15 protein-coding genes and 3 pseudogenes are annotated in these 13,500 nt (G+C 49.9%); 11 read left to right on the top strand and 7 right to left on the bottom strand.

Annotated elements, in window-relative coordinates:
* Window positions 1-223 (bottom strand): annotated as a pseudogene (locus AXF19_RS12410) (hypothetical protein); the annotation flags it as partial.
* Between the two features lie 174 nt (window positions 224-397).
* On the opposite strand from AXF19_RS12410, the gene AXF19_RS12405 reads away from it, so the two are divergent.
* Genes AXF19_RS12405 through AXF19_RS12395 form a run of 3 tightly spaced genes read left to right on the top strand, consistent with a single transcriptional unit; the run spans window position 398 to window position 2,042 of the window.
* Window positions 398-691: a hypothetical protein gene (locus tag AXF19_RS12405; protein ID WP_237141621.1), complete on the top strand. Its 294-nt coding sequence runs from the start codon at window positions 398-400 to the stop codon at window positions 689-691.
* Window positions 660-1,481 carry a zeta toxin family protein gene (locus AXF19_RS12400; RefSeq protein WP_066849534.1) on the top strand — a complete coding sequence of 274 codons (822 nt, stop codon included), beginning with the start codon at window positions 660-662 and terminating at the stop codon, window positions 1,479-1,481. The genes AXF19_RS12405 and AXF19_RS12400 overlap by 32 nt, the downstream gene beginning before the upstream one ends.
* Window positions 1,482-1,529: 48 nt before the next feature.
* Window positions 1,530-2,042, top strand: a complete 513-nt coding sequence (locus AXF19_RS12395; RefSeq protein WP_066850282.1) for a hypothetical protein — start codon at window positions 1,530-1,532, stop codon at window positions 2,040-2,042.
* 65 nt (window positions 2,043-2,107) lie between these two features.
* Here AXF19_RS12395 and AXF19_RS12390 read toward each other — a convergent pair whose 3' ends face one another.
* Both AXF19_RS12390 and AXF19_RS12385 read right to left on the bottom strand, forming a co-directional pair.
* The gene (locus AXF19_RS12390) at window positions 2,108-2,326 is read right to left on the bottom strand and encodes a hypothetical protein (protein WP_066849531.1); all 219 of its coding nucleotides are present in this window, start codon (window positions 2,324-2,326) and stop codon (window positions 2,108-2,110) included.
* A gap of 25 nt (window positions 2,327-2,351) precedes the next feature.
* Window positions 2,352-3,053: a hypothetical protein gene (locus AXF19_RS12385; RefSeq protein WP_066849528.1), complete on the bottom strand. Its 702-nt coding sequence runs from the start codon at window positions 3,051-3,053 to the stop codon at window positions 2,352-2,354.
* 85 nt (window positions 3,054-3,138) lie between these two features.
* Between AXF19_RS12385 and AXF19_RS12380 the strand changes: the two genes are divergently transcribed.
* Together AXF19_RS12380 and AXF19_RS12375 are read left to right on the top strand one after the other, a co-directional pair.
* Window positions 3,139-3,690, top strand: coding sequence for a TnpV protein (locus AXF19_RS12380; RefSeq protein WP_157092514.1), 552 nt, complete (start codon window positions 3,139-3,141; stop codon window positions 3,688-3,690).
* 56 nt (window positions 3,691-3,746) lie between these two features.
* Window positions 3,747-4,097, top strand: a complete 351-nt coding sequence (locus AXF19_RS12375; protein WP_066849522.1) for a hypothetical protein — start codon at window positions 3,747-3,749, stop codon at window positions 4,095-4,097.
* A 431-nt stretch (window positions 4,098-4,528) separates the two neighbouring features.
* Here AXF19_RS12375 and AXF19_RS12370 read toward each other — a convergent pair whose 3' ends face one another.
* The 3 genes from AXF19_RS12370 to AXF19_RS12360 form a co-directional block, all read right to left on the bottom strand.
* Entirely contained in the window at window positions 4,529-5,992 is a 1,464-nt protein-coding gene (locus AXF19_RS12370; RefSeq protein WP_066849519.1) for a hypothetical protein, read from the bottom strand.
* Window positions 5,993-7,048: 1,056 nt separating this feature from the next.
* Window positions 7,049-8,509: a hypothetical protein gene (locus AXF19_RS12365; protein WP_066849516.1), complete on the bottom strand. Its 1,461-nt coding sequence runs from the start codon at window positions 8,507-8,509 to the stop codon at window positions 7,049-7,051.
* A gap of 79 nt (window positions 8,510-8,588) precedes the next feature.
* The gene (locus AXF19_RS12360; protein WP_066849513.1) at window positions 8,589-9,200 is read right to left on the bottom strand and encodes a hypothetical protein; all 612 of its coding nucleotides are present in this window, start codon (window positions 9,198-9,200) and stop codon (window positions 8,589-8,591) included.
* A 62-nt stretch (window positions 9,201-9,262) separates the two neighbouring features.
* On the opposite strand from AXF19_RS12360, the pseudogene AXF19_RS16070 reads away from it, so the two are divergent.
* Window positions 9,263-9,397: pseudogene (locus AXF19_RS16070) on the top strand (hypothetical protein); the annotation flags it as partial.
* A gap of 93 nt (window positions 9,398-9,490) precedes the next feature.
* Window positions 9,491-10,609, top strand: a complete 1,119-nt coding sequence (locus AXF19_RS12355; protein WP_066849509.1) for a hypothetical protein — start codon at window positions 9,491-9,493, stop codon at window positions 10,607-10,609.
* 2 nt (window positions 10,610-10,611) lie between these two features.
* Here AXF19_RS12355 and AXF19_RS14635 read toward each other — a convergent pair whose 3' ends face one another.
* Window positions 10,612-11,472 (bottom strand): hypothetical protein, encoded by an 861-nt coding sequence (locus AXF19_RS14635; RefSeq protein ID WP_216634993.1) that lies wholly within the window; start codon window positions 11,470-11,472, stop codon window positions 10,612-10,614.
* On the opposite strand from AXF19_RS14635, the gene AXF19_RS14630 reads away from it, so the two are divergent.
* From AXF19_RS14630 to glyQ, 4 genes and pseudogenes are all read left to right on the top strand, one after another.
* On the top strand, window positions 11,437-11,799 hold the full coding sequence (locus tag AXF19_RS14630) for a transposase (protein ID WP_066849503.1): 363 nt from the start codon (window positions 11,437-11,439) through the stop codon (window positions 11,797-11,799). The genes AXF19_RS14635 and AXF19_RS14630 overlap by 36 nt on opposite strands.
* Before the next feature lie 143 nt (window positions 11,800-11,942).
* Window positions 11,943-12,482, top strand: a complete 540-nt coding sequence (locus AXF19_RS12340) for a 3'-5' exonuclease (RefSeq protein ID WP_066849500.1) — start codon at window positions 11,943-11,945, stop codon at window positions 12,480-12,482.
* Between the two features lie 34 nt (window positions 12,483-12,516).
* Window positions 12,517-12,807 (top strand): hypothetical protein, encoded by a 291-nt coding sequence (locus AXF19_RS12335; protein WP_066849497.1) that lies wholly within the window; start codon window positions 12,517-12,519, stop codon window positions 12,805-12,807.
* A gap of 70 nt (window positions 12,808-12,877) precedes the next feature.
* Window positions 12,878-13,500 (top strand): annotated as a pseudogene (glyQ, locus tag AXF19_RS12330) (glycine--tRNA ligase subunit alpha); the annotation flags it as partial.

The raw sequence follows: 13,500 nt of genomic DNA, 5'->3' as shown, positions 1-13,500 counted from the left end.
CGTCCAGGCCGGTGGGAACCGGTATGGATTTGGTCTTGGCAAGACCCAAGCAGCTGCGCACACCCCTTTTCGGCGGGAGCTGGTTGGCATCCCGGTAGTGGCGCATGTAATCCCGTGCGGTCTGCTCGCTGATCCCGTATTCTTCTGCTGCTTCATATCTCGTGAGCTCGCCGTCGTAGATCCGACGGCCTATGTCCAAACGTTGCTCCTTGGTGTACTTCACGTGGCAACCTCCTGTCTGCATCGGGAGATAGGCTGTCCGCTGCCTGTCATCCTGTGTACAGGATACTGCAAGCAGTGTCCATTTTCTACCCCCTCTGTGTCTAGTTTTAGTTTACCACTTCAATATGGTCTTCGATGCGCCTTTGTGGTATAATCAGAACAAGGAGGCGATAAAATGATTCCGTATGAAGTCATTGAAGCCAAGGAGATTCTGCATGAAGGGATTGCAGAGCTTCTGGCAGATGTCAGCCGCATCAAGGATCGCATGGGGCTTGCCCCGCAGGACACCGAGCATCCGGTATCGGTTTTCCAAAGGGATCTTCGCATGACCTTGCACAGCATTCTCGGCGACCGCTATAACACACGGGAAGATATAGAGACTCTAAAGCAGAAGTTTGAACGTGCCCGTGCCTATGTTCGGGGGTTGGAGGTCGAAGATGCCGGACAACTACAGCGAGCAGGAGCTTGACGAGCAAAAAGAAAAAATCAAAGCGGACTTACTGTTCGCTGTAACACCGGAAAAAAGCCCGCAAGCGTATCTCCTTGCGGGGCAGCCGGGTGCCGGCAAGACAAAGCTGGCAGATATATTTGCTCGGATGCACAGCGGCAACATCGTCTTTATTTCGAGTGACGACTACCGAAAGTATCATCCCCGCTATATGGAACTGCAGCAGGAGTACGGCGATGATGCTGTACTCCACACACAGAAATTCGCGGGCAAGATGACGGAGGCACTCATTGATGATTTGAGCAAATCCGGCTATCATCTCATCATTGAGGGCACGTTGCGGACAACGGAGGTGCCGCTGCGGACACGCAATCTTCTCACGGGCAGGGGCTATGAAGTGTCGCTCAATCTGATTCTCGTACGTCCCGAGGAGTCGTATCTGGGCACGCTGAAACGCTATGAGCTGATGAAAGAGGCAGGACTTACACCGCGTATGACGCCGAAGGAGCATCATGACCTCGTGGCACGTTCCATCGTCGATCATTTGCATACGCTCTATGAGCAGGATGCGTTTCCGGAGATTCGCGTCTACAATCGGGCTGGCGAATGCCTCTATGATCGGGAGAAAACGCCATTTCGCGATCCTTCCGAACTCTTTCGCGAAGAGTTCTCGCGTGATCTTACACATCATGAGCGCGAACGTATTGTACGCGACTGTGCACCATACGTCAGTCGCGCTCGGGTGGAGGAAACGCTGCACGCATACGAACAGTTCTTTCCCAAGGAGGAGCGCAGACGAGGCGCGCGATAGGAGGACTGAAGAATGAGAGGGATTTCTTTGTATCGGAATATCTTGTGCATGACCGCTGTGGTCATGGCTCTCTTTATGGGCACAGCCCTTGCTGCGCCGCGTGCAATGACGGTTGACGATGCTGTCATCGCCGGCATTACTCCCGGCAATGATCTCAGCTATGTGCGGAGCATCTACGGTGAGCCGGACGGCGAAAAGACCAAAAGAACAGGCAACTATCCGACTCATTTGGTCGATTACTATGGAGAGGGATTTGTCATCACCTACGACATTTTTGGCGGTGCGCAGAATCCGTTGATCCAGTCGATCGAGACTACGAACGCAGCACTCGTTATGCCCTCCGGCATCCATGTCGGCATGAAGATTGCGGAGGTGCAGCAGATTTTCAGCGATATTCAAGAGCCTTTTCGTCGGGACGAAAAGAACAATCAGTATACTTCACCGAGGTTCTATGTGGAGGTCTCCGACGAAAAAAAGGGCATACGGACAGTTGTTTTTGACGTTGATAAAAAAGGCGTGATTCAAAAAATATTCATATACGATCAATACGGCATCGACTAAATAGCTTGTTGTTCCAAGCGAAAACCGGCTGCGGGAAAATCTCCCGCAAGCCGGTTTCTTTTTGCTTAGTTCTTCTGTTTGATTTCCGGTGCCCATTGCTGCTCTTGTGCTTCGATCTGTGCTGCGATCTCATCATCATCCGGAATCTCGTCTTCTGCATAGGTGTTCGGAGCGGCGAAGTCATGTCCGAACATCGCTACCGCCTGATCCTGTGTGATAATCTCGCCGCCGATAAATTCCGGACGATCGGGATTTACATGAATTGCATTGCTATTTACCTGCATAGAAAGTCCTCCTTCTCTGCCTATCCTATCTGTCAAAATTATACATGATGTCCGGTGGTAAATCCATGCACTTAGAAAAATGTGCAGTTTTTTCATTCTGCATGACTTTACAATATAGGAGGGATGAATGACAGGAGGCAAGCACATGGTAACGGCAAACACGCTCATTGATGAGAGAGAACGCTTCTTGAGCGAATTGCGGAACAACAAGAACCGCTTTCGTGACTTTCTTGGCGCAATGGCTGCGCACTACAGGCAGCCGATCGGACGGCAGATCGCGCTCTTTTTCCATGCGCCCGCTGCGGGGCGCGCCTATGCGGATGAAGCATTGTGGCAGCGTCTGGGAGCGCGTCTGCAAAGCGGCGCAGAGGGCGTTCCCGTACTGAGTGAAGACGACAATCGCGTTACCTATGTTTATGACCTGAGCGAGACGCAGGAGGCGGAACGTCCGCAGCTGAGACGCCTTGTTTGGGAATTTAATGCAGAGAAGGACGGGGATGCGCTGCGAAAGATTTTCGGCGGGGAAACAGAGGACGCGCCGGCAGATGCCGTTGTCGAGGGAATGTCCCGCCTGAAGGGGCAGGGATTTGGAGAACTCGAGGTTCTGGGCGCGACCTATCTGGTGCTGGAACGTCTCGGGATGGATGCAGAGGAACACATGGGGCTGCCTCTCATCCTTGCGCCCTATGAAAATGTAGACGCAGAGCTTCTTTTGAGCAATATCCAAAGAGCTGCAATGTCGGTTCTTGATCCTCTTGCAAAGGAAATTCGTGCGCGTGAACAACGTGATGAAGAAAGGGCGGTAAGCGAATATGAGAGCGTTTTCGGAGAAAGAGATGGTGCTTCTGGCGGAGCATCTGAAGAAGGAGCGGAGTCTACGCGAGATCGCGGAGCGGGAGAACGCGGAGATCTTCAACCTGATGGAGCAGTACGCGGAGATGACCTATCTGTATCAGGTCGAGGAGCTGTCCCCGGAGGCAGAGGCGCAGTTCGAGCAGCTGAATCAGGTGATGATCGAGGAGGAGACGCAGCGGACGATCCGACAAGCGCAGATGGAGGAAGCAGCGCAGATGGACGAGAAGCCCCGCATAGCGGGACGGTGGGCACAGATTCGGCGGGCATATCTCCAATCGTACCATCCGGAGGAGTGGCTGCGGATGCTGAGGACAGGCGAAGCGACGCCGCATCTGCAGCAGATACAGCAGATACAGCAGGAGACGGAGGCGCGCTATCGGGCGATGTATCAGAGGGAGGAAGAACGGCAGATTCTGGGACAGAATCTCAAGGGGCTGGAGGAGATTCAGCGCAGCCGGATGATCGAAGCGCAGATTACGGAGGTCTTGACGGCAGACCTCGCCCATTAGACGAGGCACGCGATCTTCCGCGTGTCGATCTTTCGACCATTGATTATGAAGCGGATATGCGCACGACGAGCGGCAAGCGGGCAGTTTTTGAGCGGAACCTTGCCGCTATTCTGGTACTCAAACAGATCGAACGCGATGGACGTTCCGCGACCTCGGAGGAGCAGCGGCTTCTGCAATCATATAGCGGCTTTGGCGGGCTTTCGGAGGCGTTTGACCCTGCCAATAAAGCATGGGCAAAGGAATACGATGCACTCCAAAAGTATTTGACGAATGAAGAGTACCGATCGGCGCGCGGCAGTATTCTTGACGCATACTATACGCCGCCGGAAATCGCCGAAGCCATCTACGAAGGGCTGCAGCACCTCGGCTTTGCACAGGGGAATATCCTTGATGAAGCCGTTGCGTGATTGATACAAGGATTTCTGCCCGTTTTCGTTACGGGGGTTCAAAAAGCATAGCAGTAATGGCTTTCTGCTTCCGAGGAGTGTGCAGAAGGCTTATTTTTTGTTTGTCGATAGCGGCAATCACTTCTCGCTAAGTGGGGTGGGAGGGTGGTCTGTTCGGGATTTCACACGCGCATAACGAAAAGTCCTATCCCATAACGATTTGTTAGATGTATCGTTACGAGGGTGTGCAATAGCGATAAACGATATGAAACGACAATAAAGGAATCGCTGATAAAATGAAGTCCGCCGTATTGATGCAGATTTTTGCCCTGTCGGCAATGCGAGGACGAAAAGGATGTGCCAAGACGGTGGTGCTGAATTTATCAGTGCCTCCTTAAAAATCCCCCCAGATAAAGCGAAAATCAGCTTAATCTGAGGGAGGATGAATACAACTAAATTTGCTCGTATGAATTTTTCTTGTTCGCGCCCTTTTGTGCTGCAACCATTTGTATGAGTATGGTATTGATGCGCTTCTTAATGGAGGTGATCAGCTCCTCTTTTTGGTCGGGCGGCATATAGGATTTTTTGACCGTTTCAAGCTGATTACGCAGCTTGCGGAGCTCTGCATCGAGAGGATTGTTTTTCTTCCGAGACTCGGTTTCCTCGTCTCCCTGCACATTTTTCCCTGCGAGTTCCTGTTTGGTCCTCGCGCGCGTCCAGCGCCCGTCCGGCAGCTGGTACTGGAATGCCGGATCACGGTCGGCAATCATATTTCTGAGGAATTTAACTTCATCGGCGCCTTCAGAGAGTGCCTCGTCAATTTCCGATGCCGTATAACGGATTGTCGATGTATCGTTGCCGCGGATACTGCGCTGCAGTTGCGCGTAAGTATTCTCTTGACCTTTTTCGTTTAGGGCGGCACGCCAGAGATCACCGGTTTCGTGGTAAACGCCGGATTTTAACGCATCATCGATTGTAAAAAATTTCCCTCTTGTGAGCCGGGATAAAGATTCACGATAAGCATTTGCCGTGTCATTGAGTCCTGCATCTTTCAGTGCGGATAGAATTTCTCCGTGACTGTTATATGCCCCCTGCGCTACTTTTACCCAAATATCCTCTGCTTCGCGGTGGCGCGCCATGAAGTCAAGCTGTTTGACGCCGATATTGGCGAGTGAGCCGTTGTACGCATAGCGCATGGATGCCGCATACTTTGTTCCCGGAGAGTCAAAATCCGGCGCAACGAATACCCCCGCACGGCTTTGTAATTCACTTGCATAGGATTTTGCCCGTGCGTATTCTTCACTCGTGTATTGTCCGCGGGCAATGCGTTTACCGGCTTCTTTATCTGCGGCTTCTATATTGGCGATCGCACCCATCGCGGCAAACATGCGGTTATACCGTCGAAACTCCTCCGCACCGCCCGTGCGAATTTTATTTGCGAGGTTACGGTATTTTTCAAAGCGCTCATTTGACTCCGCGTGCAGAGGTGTAAAGAAATCAAGATGTTTTTGTGTGTCATGTTCGTCATAGAGATTTAGTCCGAGGAGAAAGTCGCCCTTGAGGTCGGCTTCGAGATCGGCGGGGTCGATCTGCTCGAACATATCATTGAAGTCTTTCTGAGCCTTCTCCGTCACTTCTTTTTGGCGCGCACGGTATTTTTCTTCAAATTCTTTGTCCATACCGGTGGTGACCGTTCCGTCAAATCGTTTGAAGTTGCTCAGAATCCAACGAATCCTGTCTGCCGGATCCATGTTTTCGAGGCGTTCGCGTACACTCAAGTCCACTGTATAGGCAGGAGATTCCTGCGTCTGTGTTGGTTGCTGCGCTGTCGACATCTTTTGATGAGCGGAAGATGCGTGCCGGGCATCTACGCCCGGAACAGTGGTAACGCTCGTATGTCCAACCTTGATCGACATTGTGTCACACTCCTTTGCTGACCATTTCCTCTAGACACCTTTACTTATGAAACGATAAAACTATCATATTATATATATCGAAATATCTGCTGAAGAAATAAGGTATATACTATAGTCGCATTATGTAAATTTAATTTTTATTAAGGCTTGTTCGTATGATTATAATTATATGGACTGCCTATTTTTGTGAAGTAGGGGTTAATGAATCCTATGCGTAGTCGGTTAGCAAAGCTAATAAGTATATTTTATATTCTTTAAATCTATTTTGTTGGTTTCGGTCGCTTTTAATGATTGTATCTCCTTAATTACTTTTGGGAGTTCTCTAGATCACTCAAAATCCACAACAACTCAAAAAGATCACAATTTAGATACCCATGAATAGTGCTTATGAGATTAGGATTGATACGCTCTTCCTTAACAAGAACTCTAATTCCTTGCTGACATCTTTCAGTAACTTCAGGGAAATTACACTTCAGAGTAAGACATTTTTGAAAAAGTCCGTAAGAAGTATATGGTAAATTACGGGCTAAGCTTGCACGAGCCCAATTCAATATCAATATCATCGATAATGGAACATATTCTTCTGAGTCACTTATAAAACCTATTCCGATATATAATCTTGAGAAGTATAGGAAGTCTAAGGAAAGGATGAAAATCGCCTCTACGATTTCAAAACTAACTCGAGTGTATCCGGTCCTGTAATTACAACACTGGACGGAATTGCAACTATTAGTTCTCTTCTGCTGCAGTCCTATGGACGGGATAAAGCCTTTTCTGGAACGAAATTTATACACTCATATGACGTAAACAAAGTGTATTTCTTTTTCCTCACATATAATCCAGACGCAACCAAACCGGAGGATAAACTCGTATTGCAAGTAAATCCGAGTACATTCTGCGAATTTGAGGAATTCCTGAATCTAAAAGATTAAGGCACAACCACTAGGTGTTCTCACCATAGGGTCGTTACATTATTTGTGTGACGATCCTGTTTTTATTCAAAAATCCCCCCTAGATAAAGAAAAATCAACTCAATCTGGAGGGATATGAATTCAACTAAATTTGCTCGTATGAATTTTTCTTGTTCGCGCCCTTTTGTGCTGCAACCATTTGTATGAGTATGGTATTGATGCGCTTCTTAATGGAGGTGATCAGCGCCTCTTTTTGGTCGGGCGGCATATAGGATTTTTTGACCGTTTCAAGCTGATTACGCAGATTGCGGAGCTCTGCATCGAGAGGATTGTTTTTCTTCCGAGACTCGGTTTCCTCGTCTCCCTGCACATTTTTCCCTGCGAGTTCTTGCTTCGTCTTCGCTCTCGCCCAGCGACCGTTCGGGAGCTGATAAAAGTATGCCGGTTCGCGCTGACTGGCAAGCGTCTTGATGAAATTAACTTCATCCACACCTTCTGCAAGTGCCGCATTGATCTCTCTTGACGCGTACTGGATCGACGTTCCATCATCACCACGCATCGAGCGCTGCAGTGGCGTATAAGTATCGTCTTTTCCTCTTTCGTTTAATGCATACCACCAGAGAGCTCCGGTGCCATGCGAGAAGGGAAGTTCCATGACACGCGCTAAGGAATCGGTTCCTACTTGATCGCGCATGAATTCGCGATAAGCATTTGCTGTATCATCGAATCCCGCATCTTTTAGCGCAGATAGGATCTCTCCGCGATTTTGATAAGTACCCTGCGCTACTTTTACCCAAATATCGTCCGCTTCGCGGTGGCGTGCCATGAAATCGAGTTGTTTAACGCCGATGTTGGCGAGCGAGCCATTATATTCGTAGCGTATCCCATTTGCATGTGCTACACCCGGGGAATCAAGATCTGCTGTGACAAATACGCCAGCGCGGTTTTGCAGTTCACTCGCGTAAGATGTTGCCCGTATGTACTCTTCACGGGTCGTGTGTCCGCGAGAAATACGTTTATTCAGTTCGGCATCTGCATACTCCTTATTGGAGATTGCAGCCATAGCAGCAAACATAAGATTATACTTCCGAAATTCTGTCTCGCCTCCACGTTGTATCTTAGTAGCGACATTACGGTACTTTTCGAATTTTGTATCTGCCTCTGTATAGAGTGGGGTAAAGAAATCAAGTCTTTTTTGGACGCGACGTTCAGTATAGAGATCCATTCCTAGAATTTCATCGCCAGTTAAGTATTCTTCGAGGGAATGTGGAGCAGGCGCCACAAACACAGCCGTGTTTTCTTTTTGCATCTTTTCTCTGGTTATATCTTGTGCAGCGTGCCATTGTTTCAGAAATTCGTCTCGCGATTCAACGGTGATTTCCCCGTCAAATTGCTTGAAATTACTTAGCAGCCATTGGAGTCTTTCCCTGCCGTCCATCTTCTCCAACCGCGCGTGAGTGCTCAAATCGATGGCATAGGCGGGAGATGCTTGCTGCTGAGTAGTTTGCTGTGAGGCTGTCGTCTTTTTATTATTGGGAGATGCTTGCTGTTGAGCTTCCACGCCAGCGACAGCAGTAACTCTCATATATCCAACCTTCATCGACATTGTGTCACACTCCTTTGCTGACAGATATCATAAGGCTTCTTAAATAAAATATCGAATTTACATTAAAAAAAATAAGTCGCTAATTTTGATGCTTTAGATAATTATTCCCTTTTTGATTTAGCTTACTCCATTTAAGAATCCATACCTCCCCATTTCTAGACCTTTCGTAAAGGTAATGACATTTGCGCCTCCACCGGAGTAATTGAGTGGGTATATGCATTATATTCTCCAGTATGATGATCTGTCCTTCGTTTTGATGGTTGATGAAATATTTAAAAAGTCCAGCACGCATACTTTCAGGAGCCGCATCTTCAACGCCTTGGTCTAAGCCGAGAAGTGGGGTATCGATGATCAAAAACCCAGGATCGTACTTTGCATGGTATGCGAGATAACGGCGGAATACCAGGGCAGTAACGCTATTGATAAAAGAGCAGTATCCTTGTCCTTGATAACCGGATTTTTTGTGCCCGTCAATTTCGATATCAAAATCGGGTAGATTAAAGCGCGTCGTAGTAGCGTTATAGCCGCATTCTTCGAGGATTTCCTTGTAATAGATATCTATTTGTTTTTGGAATTCTGCACCGAAGTATTCTTTCGGTCGATATTTTAGGAATCGCTGATAAAATGAAGTTCGTCGGATTGGTGCAGATTTTGCCCTGTCGGCAATGAGAGGGCGAAAAGGATGTGCCAAGACGGTGGTGCTGAATTTATCAGTGCCTCCCTAAGACACAACCGGATCGCATTGTCGTAGCATTGTCGTTGAAGGATTCGCAAGGTGTTGAGATTCTGGTTCCTTTTGCATTAGACAAGCCAAAAGTATGGGAACAGGCAAATATCATCACGGCGATCTATGGAAAAGACGACCGTCATGGTCGCCCTCGTTATAGCTGGTATAAAGACAACATTAAAGATGGTTTTCTTCTTTATGCAAACAGAGAAAAAGCTGCTCAGTTTCTCTTATCCGCCGGGGTCCAATTCCCCATGGAAGAGCAAACGAACAGCTTCCTTACCTATAATATAAAGGACGAAAAGGATCTTGTCAAGTTCAAACAGGAAAAAGAGGAGGAGAAGAACGTGGATGATTCTATCAAAGTACCCGCAGATGCAGAAAAAACGGATGCCGACGTATACCATCAGGAGATTTCGGACAGCCTGACCGTGGCAGAGGAGTCTCTTGAGGACAATGCCGCAAAAGAGCTGCGCAGCATCGCCGACGACCTTCACACAAGCATGAAGAATGTGGAGGAGGCAGAGCAGACCTGCGGCGCGGATCAGGAGACATGGGACGGCTACGCGCCGCGCCATGAGAATATCATCCGGTCGATCGAGAAGGCAGGTGATGCGAAGAGCGAGGGCAAATCCGACGAGGAGTGCAGCAAGGCGATTCACGAGGCGCAGGAATCCATGCGCGAGGGGACAGCCTATATGCAGGAGCGCTGCGAGCTTATCTTGCAGCGGGAGAAGGAATATCAGGAGCAGATCGAAGGGCTTCGCCGGCGGATTGAGGAGCTGGAGCGTGAGCGTGAACTAAAAGCGCAGTCCCCGGAGGAGCTTGCCCGCTGCCTTGCCGTCTCTACGGAGTTCCTCGCTGCGATCGATGCGATGCGCAAGGAGGCAAAGAGCCAGCCGCGCATCGTTGCCTCCGAGATGTTTGCAGCCTCCCGTGAAGTGGTGAAAGACGCCTACTACTCCGTGAAACTTGCGCCGACCAAGATTAAAAGCTATTTGACGAACAAGGCACACAAGGCGATTGACGGTGTGCTTCACAGCGTTGCGGGCGTATTCGACAAAGGGATTGCCGCCCTTGAACAGCGACGTGCCGGAATCCTCGAAAAATCGCATGAGATTCAATCGGCAACGGAGTTTTATCGCGATGCGATGAAACAGGCAGCGGAGGATGGAAAAGAGCAGGGCACAATGGAAATGGAGCGCCATGTTGCAAAGCGCATGGCGCAGGTTGGGTTCGGTGCTTATGCGATCGAGAAAACCCTGTTTGCCGAATCGCCGCACCGTAAGGAGATGGAAAAAGGTGAGGCGAGGAATATCGCAAAGGATTCTGTCCGGGAAAGGGAGGAGCAGCACGAGGAAAAATCGCGGTGACGTTATCGTCCCCGTGAGGATTCCTCCGCAATCTCGTCCTTCTCGAACGCCGACATCAGCGTCCAGTTTTCATCCATGCGGTCATCACGATCCTTTGCGATCAGCTGCGTTGTGGGGGGGCTGCGCAGATAACCGGCAATCGCACGGGCGTCATCCATCGGAGAGCCGCCGCTCCGACCGCCCTTCGCGTTGGATTTATAACGCGCGCTGCCGCCTCTCTTATCGCGTTCCGCGTCAACAGCGCTCACGCGCGCATCGTCTGCATCGTAGTTTTGCTGCAGGGCTTCCAGCTCTGCGACTATTTTTTTTACGTTCATGACAGCCGACCAATTCTTACGCATGATGCCGACGGCGATCTGCTGAATCTTTCTCTCTGCTTCGGGGGTATCACGGCACGCGTCGATCTCGTCGCGCAGACGCATACATTCTTTGCGCTCATCTGCAAGTTGCCGCGATCTCTCCGAAAGTCCTTTGCGGCGATCAGCGAGTTTCTGCTTTTCACGTTCATACGCAGCTCTTTGTGTTCCGAACAGCTCATGACCGCTCGGTATAGGTTTTGTCACAAAGGCACGCTCGTCATTTGCAAGGGCTTCTCTGTCGCGTGCAAGATACTTTTCGTTCTTTGCAAGTTTACGCTCACGTTCGCGCAGTCGTTTTATACCGCCGCGCTCATAAATGTTCTCGGCAATCTGTATGATGCGCTCGTAAGAGAGAACTTCTTTTTTCGCAGCGACAAGCTCCGATGCTTTGCGTCGCACCTGATTGTCTGCGTGCTGCTCCGCCGCCAGCACAAACTCAGCTCCGGGGAGCGCATCAAACTTTCGCAGATGTTCGGCTTCTCCGAACGATTGACTGTTGCCCATGCCTTGAAAGAAGAATACTATCGTATCTTTGACAGCTGCGATCGGAAGATGTTTAAGGAGCGGCTGCGGAACTTTAAGGAACACGTTCTCGCCTCCAATATTGCCCCGTTCGCCAGAGTCCTAAAGACCACGGAGCAGTGGAAAGAGGAAAATTGGAACGGTATCCGAACGGGTTACAACAACGGCTTCACCGAGGGGGGCAACAACACGATCAAAGTTCTAAAACGTCTATGCTACGGTTTTCGTAACTTTGAGAACTTCCGTCGGCGCATCATGTATATTATCAACAATGAGGAGAGGAAAAGCCGCCGAACAAAATTTTCCTAAAAATCCCCACTGTTTTTCTCCACAACTATTGACAAAGAGCCAACATGGGCGTTTTCTTGACAGATGATTTTGCATACGATATAATATTCATAACGAAAGCTGCGTTAAAATAGGAGAAAATGACTAGAAAAGGAAGGACTTTCATGCTAGAAAAAATTCTGGTCTTTGACACCGAGACAACGGGTTTTCGCAGTGACGATGAAGTATTGACGCTCGCCGTGGTGAATGGTAGCGGTGCAACACTTGTGGATGGGATGTATGCGCCCGTGCGCAAGAGTGCATGGCCGGACGCAGAGAAGATCAATCGTATCTCTCCCTCGATGGTGGCGAAGTGTCCGCCGATTCGCGCGCAGCGAGAAGAACTAGAGCGCCTGTTCAACGATCCGGAGACACTGCTTGTCGGCTACAATATTGAGTTCGATATCCGACTTTTGGCGCAGTCGGGCATCCGCGTTACGAATCCGAACCGTCACGATGTCATGCTTGCCTTCTCGGAGCTGCGCAAGGTGCCGGACGCACGGCGCGGCGGCTATCGTTGGTGGAAGCTGACGGAGTGCGCGGACTACTACCGCTATGACTGGGGCACAAGTCAGGCACATGGGGCGCTTGCAGATACGCTTGCAACGCTTTACTGCTACCGGAAGATGAAAGAGCCGGTATACGAAGAGCAGAGCCTGTTCTAGTGATACCGGAGCATAGAGAGGAGGGGACGCTATTATGCCAAAGAAGAAAAAGCGATCCTATGGAAATCAGAATCCGACGCCTACCGAGTCGATTCGCGAACGCAAGCAGCGGGAACTCGAGCGGCGACTTGAACGCGTGCGGAAAAAGCGCGCCTCCTATCAGCGTAAAATCATCGGTACAGCGGTCGTTTTCTTTATCCTTCTTATTATTTTGTGTGCTTTGCTGCCTGGTGATGATGCGGGAAATTATGACGACAGGTGGGAGAAGCCGGTGAATTCGCGTCAGGCGCAGATTTTGCAGAGTTTGCAGGATAATTTTAAGTAGGTACTTGCCATTTTTCAAAAACCGCGTATTCTATATAGGAACGCGGTTTTTTATTGGAGGAGTTGTTTGCATGAAATTCCAGGAGGTCATCCTCGCATTGCAGGAGTTCTGGTCGGGGCAGGGTTGTATCCTCGCACAGCCCTATGACGTGGAGAAGGGCGCGGGTACGATGAGCCCGTGGACATTCCTGCGCGTCCTCGGTCCCGAGCCGTGGAATGTCGCCTATGTGGAGCCGTCACGCCGCCCTGCGGACGGACGCTATGGGGACAATCCGAACCGTCTCTATCAGCACCATCAGTTCCAGGTTATCATGAAGCCTTCGCCGGACAACATCCAGGAGCTCTATCTCGAGAGTCTGGCACGCCTCGGCATCCGCGCGGAGGAGCACGATATCCGCTTCGTCGAGGACAACTGGGAGTCTCCGACGCTTGGCGCATGGGGGCTGGGCTGGGAGGTCTGGCTCGACGGCATGGAGATCACGCAGTTCACGTATTTCCAGCAGGTCGGCAGTCATGATGTAAAGCCCGTCTCCGTCGAGATCACCTATGGTCTCGAGCGCCTTGCCATGTATATTCAGGGCGTGGAGAATGTCTATGATATTGCGTGGACGGACGATGTGACCTATGGCGATGTCTTTCATCAGAACGAGTTCGAGCAGTCCACCTATGCGTTCGATCTCTCGGATGAGGCGCT

The organism is Selenomonas sp. oral taxon 126, from assembly GCF_001683335.1.
GTDB lineage: Bacteria > Bacillota > Negativicutes > Selenomonadales > Selenomonadaceae > Centipeda.
Note: the sequence above shows the minus strand (reverse complement) of the source record. Positions and strands in the feature narration are given on the sequence as shown.